This is a genomic window from Kitasatospora sp. HUAS MG31, from assembly GCF_040571325.1.
In the GTDB taxonomy this organism is placed as follows: Bacteria; Actinomycetota; Actinomycetes; order Streptomycetales; family Streptomycetaceae; genus Kitasatospora; species Kitasatospora camelliae.
In genome coordinates this window covers 6,182,350-6,201,153 of sequence record NZ_CP159872.1, presented here as the reverse complement: position 1 = coordinate 6,201,153, position 18,804 = coordinate 6,182,350, and the positions used below count along the sequence as shown (strand labels likewise).

The following is an 18,804-nucleotide window of genomic DNA, read 5'->3' as shown; positions in this document are numbered from 1 at the left end:
TCCCGATGCACGTCCTGATCCTCGGCGGCACCACCGAGGGCCGCCGGCTGGCCGCGGAGCTGGCCGGGGACCCGGCGCTGCGGGTCACCAGCTCGCTGGCGGGCCGGGTCGCGGAGCCGCGGCTGCCCGCCGGGGAGGTCCGGATCGGCGGCTTCGGCGGCCCGGCGGGCCTGGCCGCCTGGCTGCGCGCGCAGCACGTGGACGCGCTCATCGACGCCACCCATCCCTTCGCCGGCACCATCTCTCGCAACGCGGCCGAGGCGGCCGCCGAGGTCCATGTTCCCCTGCTCGGCCTGCGTCGTCCCAGCTGGGTGCCGGTTGACGGGGACGACTGGCACCCCGTGGACTCGCTCGACGCCGCCGCCGCGGCCCTGCCCGCCCTCGGCGAGCGGGTGTTCCTGACCACCGGGCGGCAGGGCCTGGCCGCCTTCGCCCACCTCGACCTGTGGTTCCTGGCCCGCTCGGTGGACGCCCCCGAGCCGCCGCTGCCGGCCAGGACCGAGGTGCTGCTCGACCGCGGCCCGTTCGACCTGGACGGCGAGCGGGCGGTGCTGCGCGAGCACCGGATCGACGTCCTGGTCACCAAGGACAGCGGCGGCGCGGCCACCGCGCCCAAACTGGAGGCCGCCCGCGAGCTCGGCCTGCCGGTGGTGGTCGTCCGGCGTCCCCAGCCGCCCGCCGGGGTGCCGACCGCGCCGGACGTCGCGGCGGCGGTGGCCTGGCTGGACGCACGGCGGGGCTGAACGCCGTCGGGCGGGAGCCCCCGAGCGCGTACGGCGGCGCGGGGCGGGGCGGGAACGCCGGGCCCGTACGGCGCCGCCACCTGATCGGAGGAGTGTCGCTGCCCCGGACCGCTGGTCGTGTCCCTGACCATGCGTCACATGAGACGCAGAGCACGCCTGACCGCGGCCGTGAGCGCCGCCTGCGCGGCCGTCCTGATCGCCGCCGTCCCCTCGGCCGCCACGGGGGGCGCCACCGGACTCCGGAACGGGATCCGGAGCGGGGTCGGGGCCTACGAGCCCGACCCGTACTTCCCGCTCGCCGGGAACCCCGGGTACGACGTCCAGCACTACGACCTGGACCTGGACTTCACCCCGGCCACCCACGCGCTGGTGGCGCAGGCGACCATCACCGCCCGGGCCGAGGACGACCTGCCGCGGTTCACCCTGGACTACTCCGGACCCGCGATCGAGCGGATCCAGGTCGACGGCCGGCCCGCCGCCTTCCGGCAGGACGGCCAGGAGTTGACCGTCGTCCCGCACGACCCCCTGGCCCGCGGACGGGAGTTCACCGTCCGGGTCGACTACCGCGGCACGCCCGGGCCGCTCGACGACCCGGCGCTCGGCGTCTACGGCTGGATCAACACCGACGACGGCGCGGTGGCCCTCAACGAACCCGACGGCGCCCGCACCTGGTACCCCGTCAACGACGACATCCGCGACAAGGCCACCTACACCTTCCGGATCACCGTCCCCGAGGGCGTCACCGCCCTCGCCAACGGCGAACGACAGAGCGAGCGCCGCGCCGCCGGCCGGACCACCGCCACCTGGGCGATGAACCGGCCGATGTCCAGCTACCTGGCCATGGTGGCGATCGGGAAGTTCCGGGTCGACCGCGGCACGGTGGGCGGGATCCCCGACATCACCGCCGTCGACCCGGCCGGCGACGGCAACCTGGCCGCCCTGCAGACCGGCACCGCCGCCGCGGTCGCCTTCGGCGAACGGCACTTCGGCCGCTACCCGTTCGGCTCCGTCGGCGGCATCGTCGACCGGATCGGCGTCGACTACGCCCTGGAGACCCAGAGCCGCCCGGTCTACGACGGCCGGCCCGACGAGCTGACCATGGTCCACGAGATCGCCCACCAGTGGTACGGCGACAGCGTCACGCCCACCACCTGGCGCGACATCTGGCTGAACGAGGGCTTCGCCACCTACGCCGAGTGGCTCTGGCAGGAGGAGCACGGCGGCCCGACCGCCGCCGAAACCTTCGACCGGCTCTACGCCACCCCCGCCGGGGACCCCTTCTGGGAGCTCAGGACGGCGGACCCGGGGCGGGACGACATCTTCGACTACGAGGCCGTGTACCTGCGCGGCGCCATGTTCCTCCAGGAGCTGCGGCGCACCCTCGGGGACCCCGCCTTCTTCGAACTCCTGCACACCTGGGCGGAACGGCACCGCTACGGCAGCGTCGCCACCTGCGACCTCCGGCAGGACGCCGAACGCATTGCCGGCCGCGACCTCGGCCCGCTCTTCCACACCTGGCTCTACACCGAGACCAAGCCCGCCCTCACCGCCCTCGCCCCTCACTGAGGGGACGCGGGACCGAGGAGTTCGGCCAACCACACCAGGGGCGCGGGATCGGACAGCCACAACAGGGGCGCCCGCTTGATCGCGGGAGCCGGGGCCTACTTGGCTTCGCGGAGGTGGGTGAGGGCCGTGTCGAGGGCGTCGTCGGCGGGGACGGGGAGGTCGGGGACGACGCCGACGCCCTCCCAGTTGGTGCCGGTGACGGGGTTGATCGAGCGGGCGGCGGGGACGGTGACCGAGATGTGTTCGGTGACGGGCATCCAGTCGGTGGGGTGGGCGCCGCCGCGGGTGGTCTCGCCGACCAGGGTGGCCCGCTTCTGGGTCTGGAGGTTGTAGGCGATCTCCTCGCCGCCCGAGAAGGTGAACCCGCTGGTGAGCACGTAGACCGGCCGGTCCAGGTAGCGCGGGGCGGGCAGGTGCGCGACCGTCCAGAACTGGCGGGTGGAGTCGGTGGCGCGCTCGTAGATGTCGTTGAGGTGCACCTCGCCGTCCGGGAAGAGGTAGCTGCACCACAGGGCGACGCCGTCCGGCGAGCCGCCGCGGCACTTCCGCAGGTCGATGACCAGGGCGTCGGTCACCGCGACCAGCTCCATCGCGGCGGCGAAGGCCCGCCCGCCCTCGACCGCGTCGGGGATGGACCGGATGTCCAGGTACCCGATGTTGCCGTCGAGCTGCTCGACCCGGCGGATGCCGTAGTTGTCGGCGCGGTAGATCGCCGCCCAGCGGGCCCGCGACTCCTCCTCCGACTCCTGCTCGGTGAGGGACTGGGGCTCGTCCTGCCACAGCAGCCGCAGGTGCTTGTCGGGGCAGACCTCCTGGAAGTCGGCGGTCACCCGGGTGCAGAGCTCCGGGCCGGCCAGCCCGTCGTACTCGCCGGCGGCGAGGCGTTCGCGGATCGCGCGGTCGACCTCGGCGGCGCGCTCGGGGAACACGTAGCCCTCGCCGATCTTGGCGAGGGCTACGTCGAGTATCTCCTGAGTGGTCGTCATGGCGCGGATGCTAACGGCGCCGTCGCCCCGTGACCAGCGAATTCCCGACCGCGTTCGCCCGCCCGTTCGACGCGGTGGCCGCTACCCCGCCGGGCGTTTCCGCAGGAACTGCCGCAGCCGGGTCAGCGACCAGGTGTTGACCACCTCGTCGGCGGTGAGCCAGCCCCGCTGGGCGGCGCCGACGCCGTACCGCAGGTTATCCAGGTGGGTGGTGGCGTGGGCGTCGGTGTTCACGGCGAACCGGACGCCGTGCCGGCGGGCGGCCATGATCTGCTCGTCGCCGAGGTCGAGCCGCTCGGGGGAGGCGTTCACCTCCAGCGCGGTGCCGGTGCGGGCGCAGGCGGCGTACACCGCGTCCAGGTCGACGTCGATCGGCTGCCGGCGGCCCAGCATCCGGGTGGTGGGGTGGCCGATCACGTGCACGTGCGGGTTCTCGCAGGCGCGGACCAGCCGGCGGGTCTGGACGTCCCGGTCGGCGCGGAAGTGGGAGTGGACGGAGGCCACGCAGAGGTCGAAGCCGGCCAGGAAGGCGGGCGGCCAGTCCACCTCGCCGTCGCGGTCGATGTTGAGCTCGGTGCCGTGCAGCACCCGCATGCCGCGGTAGCGGCGGTCCAACGCCCTGACCTGGTCCCGCTGGGCGAGCATCTTCTCGTCCGTCATCCGCTGCATCGCCAGGTTCGGGGCGTGGTCGGTGACGGCGTAGTAGGCGTAGCCGCGCTCCGCGGCGGCGGCCAGCATCTCCTCCAGCGGGGCGAGCCCGTCGGTGAGGTCGGTGTGGGTGTGCAGGTCGCCGCGGATGTCGCGGACGGTGACCAGGTCCGGCAGCTCGCCGGCGAGCGCGGCGGCGATCTCGCCGCGGTCCTCGCGGAGCGTGGGCGGGATCCACGGCAGGCCGAGGGCGGCGTACACCTCCTCCTCGGTGCGGGAGGCGATCTTCTCGCCCTCGCTGCCGCGGTCGCCCCGCTCGGTCAGCCGGAACAGGCCGTACTCGGAGAGCTTGAGGCCGGCCTTCACCGCACGGGCGCGCAGGGCGATGTTGTGGGCCTTGGAGCCGGTGAAGTAGACCATCGCGGCGCCCCAGTCCTCGGGCGGCACCACCCTCAGGTCGATCTGCAGGCCGCGGGAGGTGCGCACGGAGGTCTTGGTGGGGCCGGCGGCCAGGACCTCGGTGACGAACGGGAGCCGGGTGAGCGCGTCCATCAGCGGCCGGGAGTCCTCGGCGGTGGCGAGCACGTCCACGTCGCCGACGGTCGGGCGCATCCGGCGCAGCGAGCCGGCGTACGCGCAGCGGTGGCACTCGGGCAGCGCGCCGACCGAGGCGACGATCTCCTCGGCGAGTTCCATGGCGGTGTCGAGCAGGGCCCGGCCGCCGCCGCTGCGCAGCTGGTCGATGCCGTGGCGGATGTTCTCGGCGGTCTTCTCGCCGAGGCCGGGCAGGTCGCCGAGGCGGTCCTGTTCGGCGGCGGCCCGGAGCTCGTCCACGGTGGAGACGCCCAGCTCGCGGTGGATCAGCGCGGCGGTCTTGGGGCCGACGGTCGGGATCGCCATGATCTCGCGGACCCCGGGCGGGACCTGGGCGCGCAGCTCGTCCAGTTTGGCCATCCGGCCGGTGGAGAGGTACTCGGTGATCTTGCCGGCGGTGGAGGTGCCGACTCCGGGGATGTCCCGCAGCCCCTTGGCGTCCAGGGTGGCGAGGTCCGCGTGGTAGCCGCCGACGGCCCGGGCCGCCTTCTCGTAGGACCGTGCCCGGAAGGCGTCCCCGCCGGTGAGCAGGATGAGGTCGGCGATCTCCTGCAGCAGCGCGCCGACCTCGTCGTTGAGCCGGGCCATACGGCCAAGTCTAGGGTCGGCCGCCGGGCGCGGCGACGGCTGCTGACGGGGCGCGGGTCAGGTGGTGCCGGGGGTCTTGCGGGTGGTGACGTTCATCCGGTTCCAGGTGTTGACGGTGAGGATCAGCGCGATCAGCTGGGCCAGCTCCGCCTCCTCGAAGTGCCGGGCGGCCTCCGCGTAGACCGCGTCCGGGACGCCGTCGGGCAGCCGGGTGACCGCCTCGGTGAGGGCCAGCGCGGCCCGCTCCCGCGCGGTGTACAGGCTGGACTCCTCCCAGGCGACGAGCTGGTGGATCCGCTCCTCGCGTTCGCCGCCCTTGCGGGCGTCGGTGGTGTGGTACTCGATGCAGTACGCGCACCGGTTGATCTGCGAGGCCCGGATCTGCACCAGCTCCAGCAGCACCGGGTCGAGGCCCTTGCGGGCGGCGGTGTCGAGGGCGAGGACGGCCTTGAAGACGGCGGGGGCGACGGCGGCGAAGTCCATCCGCTGAGCGATCTGGACGGTCTGGGCGGTCTGGGCGGTCTGAGTGGTCCGAGCGGTCTGAGCGGTTGTCATGGGAACGAGCCTAGGCGGGGGATGCCACCACGGTATGGTGCATTTCCATGGCGGATCGTCGGGGCAATTCCGAGGGCGGCGGGGCCGACCTCCACGTGGAGCTGAGCGGACCTGGCGGTCCGCGGGAGCAGCTGATGCGCGCGCTGCGCGAGGCGATCGTCTCCGGCCGGCTGGCCGCCGGCACCCGGCTTCCGCCGTACCGCGGCCTGGCCCGGGACCTGGGCGTGGCCCTCAACACGGTCGGCGCGGCCTACGCCGAACTGGTCGCCGAGGGCTGGCTGACCGCCCGCCAGGGCTCCGGCACCCGGGTCGCCCGGCGCACCGACCCGCTGCCCTCCGGGACCGGCCCGCGGCGCTCCGCCCCGCCGGCCCGCCGGCCCGTGTACGACCTGATGCCCAGTTCGCCGGACGCCGCCGCGTTCCCCCGGGCCGCCTGGCTCGCCGCCGGCCGCCGTGCGTTGACCGCGGCCCCCAACGCGGCCTTCGGCGTGGGGGATCCGCGCGGCCGGGTCGAGCTGCGCGAGTGCCTCACCGGGTACCTGGCCCGGGCCCGCGGGGTGCGCACCGCCCCGCACCGGATCGTTGTCTGCGCCGGGTTCGCCCACGCCCTGCGGCTGCTCGCCGCCGTACTGCCGGGGCCCGTCGCCGTCGAGTCGTACGGCCTGGGGTTCCACCGGTCGCTGCTGACCGGCGCCGGGCTGGCCACCCCGCCGCTGCCGGTGGACGCCGACGGCGCGGTGGTGGCCGAGCTGCCCGGCACCGGGGCCTCGGCGGTGCTGCTCACGCCCGCCCACCAGTACCCGACCGGCGGGCCGCTGCACCCCGGGCGGCGCGCCGCCGTCGTCGACTGGGCCCGGTCCACCGGCGGGCTGGTGCTGGAGGACGACTACGACGGCGAGTTCCGGTACGACCGCCAGCCGGTCGGCTCCTTGCAGAGCCTGGACCCGGACCGGGTGGTGCACCTCGGCTCGGTCAGCAAGAGCCTCTCCCCCGCGCTGCGGCTCGGCTGGATGGCGCTGCCGGACCACCTGGTCGACGAGGTGCTCGCCGCCAAGGGCGAGCGCGAGATGTGGAGCAGCGCCCTCGACCAGCTCACCCTCGCCGAGTTCGTCGCCTCCGGCGGGTACGACCGGCACCTGCGGCGGATGCGGCAGGTGTACCGGCGGCGGCGCGACCAGTTGGTGGCCACCCTCGCCGAACGGGCGCCGCACATCCGGGTCAGCGGGATCGCCGCCGGGCTGCACGCGGTGCTCGAACTGCCGCCCGGCACCGAGGAGTCGTCACTGCGGGCGGCCAGCCGCCTGGGGCTCGCCGTGGACGGCCTGGCGAACTACCGGCACCCGGACAGCGCGCTGCCCCCGCGGGACGGCCTGGTCATCGGGTACGGGACGCCGCCGGAGCACGTCTTCACCGCGGCCCTGGACACGCTCTGCCTGGCCCTGCCGGACGCGTGACGGCGCACCGCGGGCCGAGCGGTAGGAAATCCGGTGGCCGGTGCGGCGGCGACGGAGGTAGCGTGGACGGCATGAAGCGCGCCGCAGTTGCCACGACGACGCCGGAGAGAGTCCCGGCGCGCTGACACCTGCTGTCCGAAGCCCCGGGGCGAGTCGCCCCGGGGCTTCATGCTGTGCGGGGTGTGCTCGCCTCACCGTCCGTGAGGAGACCACGATGAAGGACCACCGTAGCCTCGGCCGTGAGCTGGAGATCTTCGACACCGACCCGCTGATCGGCGCCGGACTGCCGTACTGGCTGCCCGACGGCGCCGCCGTCCGGCACGCCCTGGAGCAGTACATCCGCGAGGAGGAACGCCGCTCCGGCTACCGGCACGTGTACTCGCCGGTGCTCGGCAAACGGGAGCTCTACGAGATCTCCGGCCACTGGGACCACTACCGCGACGACATGTTCCCGCCCATGGACCTCGGCTCCGAACAGGTGGTGCTCCGGCCCAGCCTCTGCCCGCACCACGCACTGATCTACCGCTCCCGCGCCCGCAGTTACCGCGAGCTGCCACTGCGGCTGGCCGAGCTCGGCGGCATGTACCGCTCCGAACTCTCCGGCGTCCTCGGCGGGTTGACCCGGGTCCGGGCCATCCAGCTGAACGACGCCCACATCTTCTGCAGCCTCGACCAGGTGGCCGAGGAGGTCCGCGGCGCCCTGGCGATGATCCGCCGGGCATACCGGGACCTCGGCATCGACGCCGCCCGGTACCGGCTGTCACTGCCCGGCTCCGGAGCCAAGTACGTGGCCGAGCCGGAGCGGTGGGAGCGCGCCGGAGCCCTGCTGCGGGAGGCCCTGGACGAGGCCGGGATCGCCTACGAGGCGGAGGAGGGCGAGGCCGCGTTCTACGGGCCGAAGATCGACGTCCAGGTGGTGGACCGGGCCGGACGCGAGGCCACCCTCTCCACCATCCAGGTCGACTTCCACCAGCCCGAGCGGTTCGACCTCGCGTACATCGGGGCGGACGGGGCGCGGCACCGGCCGGTGATGGTGCACCGGGCCGTCATCGGAAGCGTGGAACGGGCCGTCGCCCAGCTGCTGGAGGTGCACGGCGGGGCGTTCCCGGTCTGGCTGGCGCCCGTCCAGGTGGTGGCGCTCCCGCTCGCCGAGGAACAACGCCCGCAGGCCGAGGAGTTCGTCCGCCGCGCCGTGGAACACGGACTCCGGGCGGAGCTCTCCGGCCCCGAGCACGGCACTCTCGGCGCCCGCGTCCGCCGCCACCGGCTGGCCCCCTTCCAGGCCGTCATCGGCCCCGCGGAGGCCTCGGCCGGCCACGTCTCCCTCCGCCACCGCGACGGCACCCGCCCCGCCCCGATGCCCGTCCCGGAAGCCCTCGCCCACATCGCCTGAGCTCGAAGGAGTGCCCCGTCAGGGGCGCGGGGAACTGCGCGAAACGGAAGGCCGCCCAACCGAAAGCCGCCGACGGACCGAACACCCGTGCCCAGAAGGCGAGTACGGCCCAGCCCCTTCCGCCCCGCGCAGTTCTCCCCCAGCCTTGGCGGCTGGGAGGTGCCCCCACGCGCCCCTGACCGTGGCTGACCATGTGCAAACGGCCAACCCGCGCAGGGGCGCGTGGGGTGGCCCGATTACGCGTCCGGGTAGCGGCGGGGGGTCCAGACGACCTGGGTGCCGTCGGTGCGGGGGACGGCCTGGGTCTGGGTGGAGCCGATGAGGAGGAGGGTCCGCATGTCGACCTCCGCCGGGTCAAGCTCCGCCAGCCGGACCGTCCGGACGCGTTCGGTGGGCCCGCCCACGTCCCGCGCCATGACGACCGGCGTGTCCCCGGCCCGGTGCTCCAGCAGCAGGTCCCGGGCCAGTCCCACCTGTGTGGTGCGGGACTTGGAGCCGGGGTTGTAGATGGCGATGACGAGGTCCGCCTCCGCGGCGGCCTTCAGCCGCTTCGCGATGACCTCCCACGGCTTGAGCCGGTCGGAGAGCGAGATGACGGCGTAGTCGTGGCCGAGCGGCGCGCCCACCCGGGAGGCGGCGGCGTGGGCGGCGGTCATCCCGGGCAGCACCCGGACCCGGACCGACCGGTAGGGGTCGCTGCAGGAGGCCTCCAGGACGGCGGTGGCCATGGCGAACACGCCCGGGTCGCCGGAGGAGACCACGGCGACCTTCCGGCCGCGGCGGGCCAGGTCGAGGGCGAACTCGGCGCGTTCGGCCTCGACCTTGTTGTCGGAGCCGTGCCGGAGCTGCCCGGGCCGGACCGGGACGCGGTCGAGGTAGGTGGTGTAGCCGACCAGGTCGGTGGCGGCGGCGAGGGCGCCGCGGGCCTCGGGGGTGAGCCAGAGCGGCCCGGCCGGCCCGGTGCCGACCACCACGACCTCGCCCTCGGCCTCACTCTCGACCCCGTCCCCAGCGAGGCCCTCGACCGACTCGGACAGCTCGGACGACTCCAGCCGCGCCACCTTGCTGGGCAGCACGGCCACCGAGAAGTACGGGACCGACCCCGGGTCGACCTCGGCCAGCGGTCCTGTGCGCTCGCCGGCCATGTACGCCCGCTCGACGTACCGGGCGTCCTCCAGCCGGCCGGCCCGTTCCAGGGCGCGGCGGACGGCGGGGAAGGTCCGGCCGAGCTTCATCACCACGGCGGAGTCGGCGGAGGCCAGCCGGGCGGTCAGCTCCTCCTCGGGCAGGGTGCCGGGGATGATCGTCAGGGTCTCCTCGGCCTCGACCAGCGGCACACCGAGCCGGGCGGCGGCGGCGCTGACGGAGGTGACTCCGGGCACCACCTCGGTCGGGTAGCGGTGCGCGAGCCGCTTGTGCATGTGCTGGTAGGAGCCGTAGAACAGCGGGTCGCCCTCGGCGAGGACGACCACGTCGCGGCCGGCGTCCAGGTGGGCGGCGAGCCGGGCGGAGGCCTCCTCGTAGAAGTCGTCCAGGGCTCCGCGGTAGCCGCCGGGGTGGTCGGTGGTCTCCACGGTGATCGGGTAGACCAGCTTCTCCTCGATCTGCCCGCCGGTGAGGTAGCGGTCGGCGATGGTCCGCGCGATCGAGCGGCCGTGGCGGGCGCTGTGGTACGCCACCACGTCGGCCTTGCCGATGAGTTCGGCGGCGCGGACGGTCACCAGCGAGGGGTCGCCGGGGCCGAGGCCGACGCCGTACAGCCGGCCGGTGGTCTGGGACTCGGTCACTCTTCCTCACTCGCAATCGCGTTGATCGCCGCGGCGGCGATGGCGCTGCCGCCGCGGCGGCCGCGCACCACCAGGTGCTCCAGGCCGGCCGGGTGCTCGGCCAGGGCCTGCTTGGACTCGGCGGCGCCGATGAAGCCGACCGGGACGCCGATCACGGCGGCCGGGCGGGGCGCGCCCGCCTCGATCATCTCCAGCAGCCGGAACAGCGAGGTCGGCGCGTTGCCGACGGCGACCACCGCGCCCTCCAGGCGGGGCAGCCACAGCTCCATGGCGGCGGCGCTGCGGGTGTTGCCCATCCGCTTCGCCAGCTCGGGGACGGCCGGGTCGGTCAGGGTGCAGATCACCTCGTTGCCGGCGGGCAGCCGCCTGCGGGTGACGCCGCTGGCGACCATGTTCACGTCGCACAGGATCGGCGCGCCGTCGTGCAGCGCCTTCCGGGCGGAGGCGACCACGCCGGGCGAGTACACCAGGTCCTCGACCAGGTCGACCATGCCGCAGGCGTGGATCATCCGCACCGCCACCTGCGACACGTCCGCCGGGAGTCCGGCCAGGTCGGCCTCGGCCCGGATGGTGGCAAAGGACTGGCGGTAGATGGACGCGCCGTCCTTCTCGTACTCGATCACTTGGTCCTCCGGGCCTCGGCCACTGCCTCGGCCATCTCGTCCGTCGTCACATCCGTCGAAGTTCCCGCCGCCGTCACCCGGTAGCCCTGCCCGGTGGCGAGCACGTCCACCCATGTCCCGGCGGGGTGTCCGCAGCGCCGCTCGCAGCCCGACCAGTGGACGGGCGGGCCGGCGGGCAGTACCGCCAGCGCTCGGGCGGCGTCCGCGCGCACGTCGGCCAGGGACTTGGCGCAGCCGGGCAGGCCGGTGCAGGCGCTCGCCCCCTCCCAGGCGGAGCCGGGCACGGTCCGGAACCCGGCCGCGGCGAGGTCGGCGAGCCGGCCGTCCGGTGCGCCGGGCAGGACCGCGCCGCGCCAGGGGGTGAGCCGGACGCCGTCCGGGCCGGCCGCCCCGGCGAGCAGCCGCCACCGGTCGGTGGTGGCGCGGCCGAACGGGATCTGGACCGACAGGCCGCCGGGCAGCGCGCCGAGCGCCGGGACGGGTGCCGTGGCCCGGGGCAGCGGTACGGTGCCGGCCGGCACCAGGTCGGGGACCTCCCGCAGGTGCCAGGCGCGTCCCTGGGCGACCGTCAGGAAGTCCCGGGCGGCGGCCAGCGCGGCCTCCACCGGCTCCACGACCGGGCGGGCCAGCGTGGCCCGGCCGAGCCGCAGCAGGGCGCCGCCGGGCGTTGCGATCAACGTCACATCGGCGTCCAGGCCGGCGACGTCGCCGCGGCCGTCGTCCAGGGCGAACAGGAACTTGCCGGACAGCGCGGCCGCCCAGTCGGATGCGCACAGCCGGGCGTCCAGTTCGCGTACCCACGGATGGACCGCGGCGTGGCCCTCGTCGTCCAGGCCGCTGAGCGGGGAGGCGACGATGTTGCGGACCCGCTCGTGGGTGTCCGAGGGCAGCAGCCCGGCGGCGCGCAGCCGGCGGCCGAGCACCGGCCCGGCGTCCGCGGGCAGGCCGCGCAGCTGGACGTTGCCGCGGGAGGTGGTCTCCAGCGCGCCGTCGCCCAGCTCCTCGGCGGCGTCGGCCAGGGCCAGCAGTTGAGGGACCGTCAGCAGGCCGCCGGGCAGCCGGATCCGGGCCAGGGCGCCGTCGTCGGCCCGGTGCAGCCGCAGCGCACCGGGGCAGGCGTCGCCGCGCTCCCGGGCGGCCGCCCGGTCGGCCGTCGGCCGGGGCGCCGCTCCGGGCGCGTCGGCGGGCGCGTCGGGGCCCGGCGCCCAGGCGTCGGGAGTCGGTGGCATGGCCGCGAGCATACAGATGGTCCGACCGGATGCCGCCGTCCCGTAGATCACACTCCCCCAGGTCAACGGCACCCCGTACGATGCTGCCGGGTGGTCCCTGAGGTCCGCCCGACGCCAGCGACGGCACAGCGGAGGAAACCGGTGGAAACCCGGTGCGGTCCCGCCACTGTGACCACGGCTCATGCCGTGGGAGCCAGGAACTCCCGCCGTCCTCCACCGCCCGGGGCGCGGACCCCGAGGAAGGCTCGACCTATGCGCTGCCGCATGCCCCTGCGCGCCTGGGCCCGCCCGCGACGCGCCGGGCGCCCCCGGCCGGCGCCGGCGCCCCGTGCGCCCGAGGCCCCTCCCCCGTCGGCCGCCCACCGTACCCGTGGACCCCGCCCGCTCCCCCGTACCGCGGCCGTGCCGCCGGTCGGGCGCCCTTCGACACGCACCACCGACCCGGCCGGGAGGCCCTCCGCATGATCCTGCTGCTGTCGACGTCCGACACCGACCTGCTGAGCGCCCGGGCCTCGCAGGGCCCGGTCCCGTTCCGCCTCGGCAACCCGGCCCGGCTGACCGCCGAGGACCTGCCCGCCCTGGTGGAGGGCACCGACCTGGTGGTGGTCCGCCTGCTCGGCGGGCGCCGCGCCTGGGAGGAGGGCCTGGACGCCCTGCTGGCCGGCCCGCGCCCGGTGGTCGTGCTGACGGGTGAGCAGGCGCCCGACGCCCAGCTGATGGAGCTCTCCACCGTCCCGGCCGGCATCGCCGCCGAGGCCCACGCGTACCTGGCCCACGGCGGCCCGGCCAACCTGGCCGAGCTCGGCGCGTTCCTCTCCGACACCGTGCTGCTGACCGGCCACGGCTTCAACCCGCCCGCCTCCGCCCCGGCGTGGGGCCCGCTGGAGCGCACCGCGCGGAACGAGGACGGTCCGACCGTCGCCGTGCTCTACTACCGCGCCCACCACATGAGCGGCAACACCGACTTCGTCGAGGCCCTCTGCCGGGCCATCGAGGACCAGGGCGCCCGCCCGGTGCCGCTGTACTGCTCCTCGCTGCGCGGCGCCGAGCCCGAGCTGCTCGCCGAGCTGGGCCGGGCGGACGCCATCGTCACCACCGTCCTCGCCGCCGGCGGCACCCGCCCGGCGGACGCCCAGGCCGGCGGCGACGAGGAGGCCTGGGACGCGGGCGCGCTGGCCGCCCTGGACCGGCCGATCCTGCAGGCCCTGTGCCTGACCTGGTCGCGCTCGCAGTGGGAGGAGAGCGACGACGGCCTCTCCCCGCTGGACACCGCCACCCAGGTGGCCGTCCCCGAGTTCGACGGCCGCCTGATCACCGTCCCGTTCTCCTTCAAGGAGCTGGACGAGGACGGCCTCACCGTCTACCGGGCCGACGCCGAGCGCGCCGCCCGGGTCGCCGGCATCGCGGTGGCACACGCCCGGCTGCGGCACGTCCCGGCCGCCGAGCGCCGCCTCGCCCTGGTGCTCTCCGCGTACCCGACCAAGCACGCCCGGGTCGGCAACGCCGTCGGCCTGGACACCCCGGCCAGCGCGGTCCGGCTGCTCACCCGCCTCCGCGAGGAGGGCATGGACCTGGGCACCGACCTGCCGGGGCTGGACACGGAGACCGACGCCGGTCATGAGGGTGATGCCCTCATCCACGCGCTGATCGAGGCCGGCGGGTACGACCAGGCGTGGCTGACCGAGGAGCAGCTGGCCCGCAACCCCGTCCGGATCCCCGCCGCCGACTACCGCCGCTGGTACGCCACCCTGCCCGAGGGCCTGCGCGCCGACGTCGAGGAGCACTGGGGTCCGGCGCCCGGCGAGCTGTACGTCGACCGTTCGCAGAACCCGGACGGCGACATCGTGCTGGCCGGACTGCGCTCCGGGAACCTGCTGGTCCTGATCCAGCCCCCGCGCGGCTTCGGCGAGAACCCGGTCGCCATCTACCACGACCCGGACCTGCCCCCGAGCCACCACTACCTGGCCGCGTACCGCTGGATCGCCGCCACCCAGGAGGACGGCGGCTTCGGCGCCCACGCCGTGGTCCACCTCGGCAAGCACGGCAACCTGGAGTGGCTGCCCGGCAAGACCGCGGCGCTGTCCGCCGACTGCGGCCCGGACGCCGTCCTCGGCGACCTGCCGCTGGTGTACCCGTTCCTGGTCAACGACCCGGGCGAGGGCACCCAGGCCAAGCGCCGCGCCCACGCCACCCTGGTCGACCACCTCGTCCCGCCGATGGCCCGCGCCGACAGCTACGGCGACATCGCGCGCCTGGAGCAGCTGCTGGACGAGCACTCCAACATCGCGGCGATGGACCCGGCCAAGCTCCCGGCCATCCGCGCCCAGATCTGGACGCTGATCCAGGCCGCCCGTCTGGACCACGACCTGGGCCTGGACGAGCGCCCCGAGGACGACGGCTTCGACGACTTCCTGCTGCACGTCGACGGCTGGCTGTGCGAGGTCAAGGACGCCCAGATCCGCGACGGCCTGCACGTCCTCGGTCAGGCACCGGCCGGCACGGACCGGGTGAACATCGTGCTCGCCATCCTGCGGGCCCGGCAGATCTGGGGAGGCGTCAGCGCCCTGCCCGGCCTGCGCGAGGCGCTCGGCCTGGACGAGGCCGCGCTCACCCTGGGCGCCACCGACGCCGCCGAGGCGCAGGCCCGTGCCCTGGTCGAGGCGATGGAGGCCGAGGACTGGGCGCCCGAGGCGGTCGAGAAGGTCGCCGCCGGCCACCCGGACGCGGTCCGCGAGGTGCTCGACTTCGCCGCCCGCCAGGTGGTGCCGCGGCTCGCCGCCACCACCGACGAGCTGGACGCGGTGGTGCACGCCCTGAACGGCGGCTTCGTCCCGGCCGGCCCCTCGGGCTCGCCGCTGCGCGGCCTGGTCAACGTGCTGCCCACCGGCCGCAACTTCTACTCCGTCGACCCCAAGGCGGTGCCCAGCCGGCTCGCCTGGGAGACCGGTCAGGCCCTGGCCTCCTCCCTGATCGAGCGGTACCGGGCCGACAACGACGGCGCCTACCCGCCGTCGGTGGGCCTCTCGCTCTGGGGCACCAGCGCCATGCGCACGGCCGGCGACGACATCGCCGAGGCGTTCGCCCTGCTCGGTGTCCGGCCGGTCTGGGACGACGCCTCCCGCCGGGTCACCGGCCTGGAGGCCGTCCCGCTCGAGGAGCTGGGCCGTCCCCGGATCGACGTCACCCTGCGGATCTCCGGCTTCTTCCGGGACGCCTTCCCGCACGTGGTCGCCCTGCTGGACGACGCGGTCCGGCTGGCCGCCCACCAGGAGGAGGCCGAGGAGCAGAACTTCGTCCGGGCCCACGTCCAGGCCGACCTGGCCCGGCACGGCGACGAGCGGCGGGCCACCGTCCGGGTCTTCGGGTCGCGCCCCGGCACGTACGGCGCGGGCCTGCTCCAGCTGATCGACAGCCGCGACTGGCGCACCGACGCCGACCTGGCCGAGGTCTACACCGTCTGGGGCGGGTACGCGTACGGCCGCGGGCTGGACGGGCGTCCGGCGCGGGAGGAGATGGAGACCGCGTACAAGCGGATCACCGTCGCCGCCAAGAACACCGACACCCGCGAGCACGACATCGCCGACTCGGACGACTACTTCCAGTACCACGGCGGCATGGTCGCCACCGTCCGCGCGCTCACCGGGAAGAACCCGGCCGCGTACATCGGCGACTCCACCCGGCCGGAGACCGTTCGCACCCGCACGCTCACCGAGGAGGCCGCCCGGGTCTTCCGCGCCCGCGTGGTCAACCCGCGCTGGATGGAGGCGATGCGGCGGCACGGCTACAAGGGCGCCTTCGAGATGGCCGCCACCGTGGACTACCTCTTCGGCTACGACGCCACCACGGGCGTGGTCGCGGACTGGATATACGAGCGGCTCACCCAGGAGTACGTCCTGGACGAGACCAACCGGCAGTTCCTGACCGACGCCAACCCGTGGGCCCTGCACGGCATCAGCGAGCGCCTCCTCGAAGCCGCCGACCGCGGCCTCTGGGCGGAGCCCGACCCCGCCCTGCTGGACGCCCTCCGGCAGGCGTACCTCGAGACCGAGGGCGACCTGGAGGGCGACGCCTGACCGGGGCACCCGGGTACCGCCGGGGGCGCGGGGAACTGCGCGAAGAGGAAACGCGGAGGTAGAGCCCTCCCGCCTCGCGCAGTTCCACGCGCCCCTTCGGTGGTTGCCCAGGTGCCCTCATTCACTGGAGTTGCCCACGTGCACCCCGTTCGGTGGTTGACCGGGGGCGTGGGTGCGCAGAATCGCTGCATGAGCCTGCGTGGTGCCCTCAGCCAGCCCGCCCGTTACGCCTCGGCCGCCGCCGGGGCCCTGCCGGTGCTGGCGTTCCCGGGTCCGGGCCTCGCCCCGCTGGCGTGGGTGGCGCTGGTCCCTGGCCTGGAGCTGATGCGGCGGGCGGGCGGTCCGCGGGAGGCGGCGGTCCGGGGCTGGTGGTTCGGGGCGGGGTTCATCCTGGTGGCGATGGTGTGGCTGGTGCCGTCCGTCGGGCCGGGGCTGCTGGTGCTGGCGGCGGTGCTGGGTGTGCTGCAGGCGCCGCTGGGTGCGGCGGTGTGGTGGCTGCTGGGTCCCCGGGTGACGGTACGGCGGGCGGTGGCGGCGCTGGTGGTGGTGCCGTCGGTGTGGCTGGCGGCGGAGTTCGCGCGGTCCTGGCACGCGCTGGGCGGCCCGTGGGCGCTGCTGGGCGCGAGCCAGTGGGAGCATCCGGCGGTGCTGGCGCTGGCCTCGGTGGGCGGGGTGTGGCTGGTGAGTGCGGCCGTGGTGGCCGTGAACACCGGGGTGCTGGTGGTGGTGTCCACCTCCCGGGTGGGGCCGCGGGCGGTGGCGGCGGGAACGGTGGCGGCGGTGCTGCTGGCCGGTCCGGTGCTGTTCCTGCTGCAGGCGGCCCCGGAGCCGGACGGTTCGGTGACGGTGGCGCTGGTGCAGGCGGGCCAGACGCCCGACGAGGCGTCCCGGCTGGAGGCGAACATCCGGTTCACCGGGGCGCTGTCCGGTCCGGAGCCGGACCTGGTGGTGTGGGGCGAGAGCAGCACCACCGCCGACCTGGACCGGGACCCGGCCGTGCTGGACCGGCTGCGGGCGCTCTCGGCGGCGACCGGTGCCCGGCTGCTGGTCGGCGAGGACGCCCGGAAGGCGGACGGCCGGATCTCCAAGGACGCCGTGCTGGTCACCCCGGACGGCGTCGCCGCCCGCTACCGGAAGATCCGGCTGGTGCCGTTCGGCGAGTACATCCCGCTGCGGCCGCTGCTCGGCTGGGTGGCCGGGGTCAGCCGGGCGGCGGGCGAGAACCGGGCGCCCGGCACCGCCGTGCACCCGCTGCCGGCGGTCGACCGGTCGGGCCGTCCGCTGCCGGTGGGGGCGCTGATCTGCTTCGAGTCGGCGTTCCCGGACATGTCCCGGCAGGCGGCGGCCGAGGGCGCCCGGGTGATCGTTTACCAGTCGGCGACCTCGACCTTCCAGGACTCCTGGGCCCCGGCCCAGCACGCCTCGCTGGGGGCGATCCGGGCCGCCGAGACCGGCCGGCCGGTGGTGCAGGCGGCGCTGACCGGCGAGTCGGTGGCGTACGACGCGCAGGGCCGCCGGCTGGCCCGGCTGGGCACCGACGCGCGGGGCTCGGTGACGGTGGTGCTGGCCACGGTGCCGGCGGGCGAGCTCACCTGGTACGACCGGCTGGGCGACTGGGTGCCGCTGACCGCGGTCGCGGTGACCGTCCTGGCCGCCGCCGCGGCCCTGCGCCGGACCGGCCGGACGGCGGGCGGGGAACCCGTTCCCCCGCCCGCCGCCGGTGCGTCGCAGCGGACCGGTTCCTGACCCGGGTCAGGCTTCCGGGTAGGGCAGGCCCTCAGGCGACGTGCACGCCGAACGCAGCGCCCTGCGGGTCGTGGAGGACGGCGAGGCGCGGCCCGTCCGGTACGTCGGTCGGGGGCAGCATCACGGTGGCGCCGAGGACCGCGGCCCGCTCGGTGGTGGCGTCGACGTCGGCGACCGCGAAGTACGGCATCCAGTAGGGCGGGACGTCGGCCGGGAACTGGTCGCTCATGTCGCTCATCCCGCCGAAGTCCCGGCCGTCGATGCCCCACTGGGTGTACATCTCGCCGATGGTGACGCTCCAGCCGAAGATCCGGGTGTAGAACTCCTTGGCGTGGTCGGTGTCGCGGGTGGCGAGCTCGACCCAGCCGAGTGAGCCGGCCTCGTTGACCACGGCGGCGCCCTGGAAGGTGCGGGCCTGCCAGACGGCGAAGATCGCGCCCGCGGGGTCGGCGGCGACCGCGAACCGGCCGAGGTCGAAGGCGTCCATCGGGGCGACCACCAGCGTCCCGCCGGCCGCCCGGATCGCGTCGGCGGTGGCGTCCACGTCGGCGGCCGCGAAGGAGACCGTCCAGGCGGTGGGCTGGTCCGGCTGGAACAGCGGGGTGAGCGAGGCCACCGGGTCGTCGCCCAGGAACAGGGTGGTGTAGCCGACCGCCTCGGGCCGGGGGTCGGTCTCGGCGCGCCAGCCGAAGAGCTCGTGGTAGAAGGCCTTTCCGGCGTCGGGGTCCTTGGTGCCGAGCTCCACCCAGCAGGGCGCGCCGACGGTGTGGGCGGTGATCTTCACGGCTCAGCTCGCTTCCGGGATCAGCAGTGCGGGGG

General features: G+C 75.1%; 13 protein-coding genes and 1 riboswitch. Of the genes, 6 read left to right on the top strand and 7 right to left on the bottom strand.

Annotated elements, in window-relative coordinates; genetic code table 11:
• Positions 1 to 5: 5 nt before the first annotated feature.
• On the top strand, positions 6 to 743 hold the full coding sequence (locus ABWK59_RS27625; RefSeq protein ID WP_354643348.1) for a cobalt-precorrin-6A reductase: 738 nt from the start codon (positions 6 to 8) through the stop codon (positions 741 to 743).
• Positions 744 to 881: 138 nt separating this feature from the next.
• On the top strand, positions 882 to 2,309 hold the full coding sequence (locus ABWK59_RS27620) for a M1 family metallopeptidase (protein ID WP_354643347.1): 1,428 nt from the start codon (positions 882 to 884) through the stop codon (positions 2,307 to 2,309).
• 95 nt (positions 2,310 to 2,404) lie between these two features.
• Here the strand turns inward: ABWK59_RS27620 and ABWK59_RS27615 are convergent, their stop codons facing one another.
• The 3 genes from ABWK59_RS27615 to ABWK59_RS27605 all read right to left on the bottom strand — a co-directional run bounded on the left by ABWK59_RS27615 (position 2,405) and on the right by ABWK59_RS27605 (position 5,680).
• Positions 2,405 to 3,295 carry a S41 family peptidase gene (locus ABWK59_RS27615; protein ID WP_354643346.1) on the bottom strand — a complete coding sequence of 297 codons (891 nt, stop codon included), beginning with the start codon at positions 3,293 to 3,295 and terminating at the stop codon, positions 2,405 to 2,407.
• 81 nt (positions 3,296 to 3,376) lie between these two features.
• Positions 3,377 to 5,125, bottom strand: coding sequence for a DNA polymerase/3'-5' exonuclease PolX (gene polX / locus ABWK59_RS27610; protein WP_354643345.1), 1,749 nt, complete (start codon positions 5,123 to 5,125; stop codon positions 3,377 to 3,379).
• Between the two features lie 57 nt (positions 5,126 to 5,182).
• Complete coding sequence (locus tag ABWK59_RS27605) at positions 5,183 to 5,680, bottom strand: carboxymuconolactone decarboxylase family protein (RefSeq protein WP_354643344.1); 498 nt, start codon at positions 5,678 to 5,680, stop codon at positions 5,183 to 5,185.
• Between the two features lie 47 nt (positions 5,681 to 5,727).
• On the opposite strand from ABWK59_RS27605, the gene ABWK59_RS27600 reads away from it, so the two are divergent.
• The gene (locus ABWK59_RS27600; RefSeq protein ID WP_354643343.1) at positions 5,728 to 7,134 is read left to right on the top strand and encodes a PLP-dependent aminotransferase family protein; all 1,407 of its coding nucleotides are present in this window, start codon (positions 5,728 to 5,730) and stop codon (positions 7,132 to 7,134) included.
• A gap of 121 nt (positions 7,135 to 7,255) precedes the next feature.
• Positions 7,256 to 8,527, top strand: a complete 1,272-nt coding sequence (thrS, locus tag ABWK59_RS27595) for a threonine--tRNA ligase (protein ID WP_354645123.1) — start codon at positions 7,256 to 7,258, stop codon at positions 8,525 to 8,527.
• Between the two features lie 236 nt (positions 8,528 to 8,763).
• Here thrS and ABWK59_RS27590 read toward each other — a convergent pair whose 3' ends face one another.
• Genes ABWK59_RS27590 through ABWK59_RS27580 form a run of 3 tightly spaced genes read right to left on the bottom strand, consistent with a single transcriptional unit; the run spans position 8,764 to position 12,166 of the window.
• A complete protein-coding gene (locus ABWK59_RS27590; protein WP_354643342.1) occupies positions 8,764 to 10,314 on the bottom strand; it encodes a precorrin-2 C(20)-methyltransferase in 1,551 nt (516 codons plus the stop codon).
• Positions 10,311 to 10,937 (bottom strand): precorrin-8X methylmutase, encoded by a 627-nt coding sequence (locus ABWK59_RS27585; protein ID WP_354643341.1) that lies wholly within the window; start codon positions 10,935 to 10,937, stop codon positions 10,311 to 10,313. Before ABWK59_RS27585 ends, ABWK59_RS27590 begins: the two co-directional genes overlap by 4 nt.
• Positions 10,934 to 12,166, bottom strand: coding sequence for a cobalamin biosynthesis protein CobG (locus ABWK59_RS27580; RefSeq protein ID WP_354643340.1), 1,233 nt, complete (start codon positions 12,164 to 12,166; stop codon positions 10,934 to 10,936). Before ABWK59_RS27580 ends, ABWK59_RS27585 begins: the two co-directional genes overlap by 4 nt.
• Positions 12,167 to 12,297: 131 nt before the next feature.
• A riboswitch (cobalamin riboswitch) is annotated at positions 12,298 to 12,369 on the top strand.
• Positions 12,370 to 12,627: 258 nt separating this feature from the next.
• Between ABWK59_RS27580 and cobN the strand changes: the two genes are divergently transcribed.
• Together cobN and lnt are read left to right on the top strand one after the other, a co-directional pair.
• Entirely contained in the window at positions 12,628 to 16,239 is a 3,612-nt protein-coding gene (gene cobN / locus ABWK59_RS27575) for a cobaltochelatase subunit CobN (protein ID WP_354643339.1), read from the top strand.
• A gap of 189 nt (positions 16,240 to 16,428) precedes the next feature.
• A complete protein-coding gene (lnt, locus tag ABWK59_RS27570) occupies positions 16,429 to 17,985 on the top strand; it encodes an apolipoprotein N-acyltransferase (protein WP_354643338.1) in 1,557 nt (518 codons plus the stop codon).
• A gap of 31 nt (positions 17,986 to 18,016) precedes the next feature.
• Here the strand turns inward: lnt and ABWK59_RS27565 are convergent, their stop codons facing one another.
• Positions 18,017 to 18,769, bottom strand: a complete 753-nt coding sequence (locus tag ABWK59_RS27565; protein WP_354643337.1) for a VOC family protein — start codon at positions 18,767 to 18,769, stop codon at positions 18,017 to 18,019.
• Positions 18,770 to 18,804: the final 35 nt, after the last annotated feature.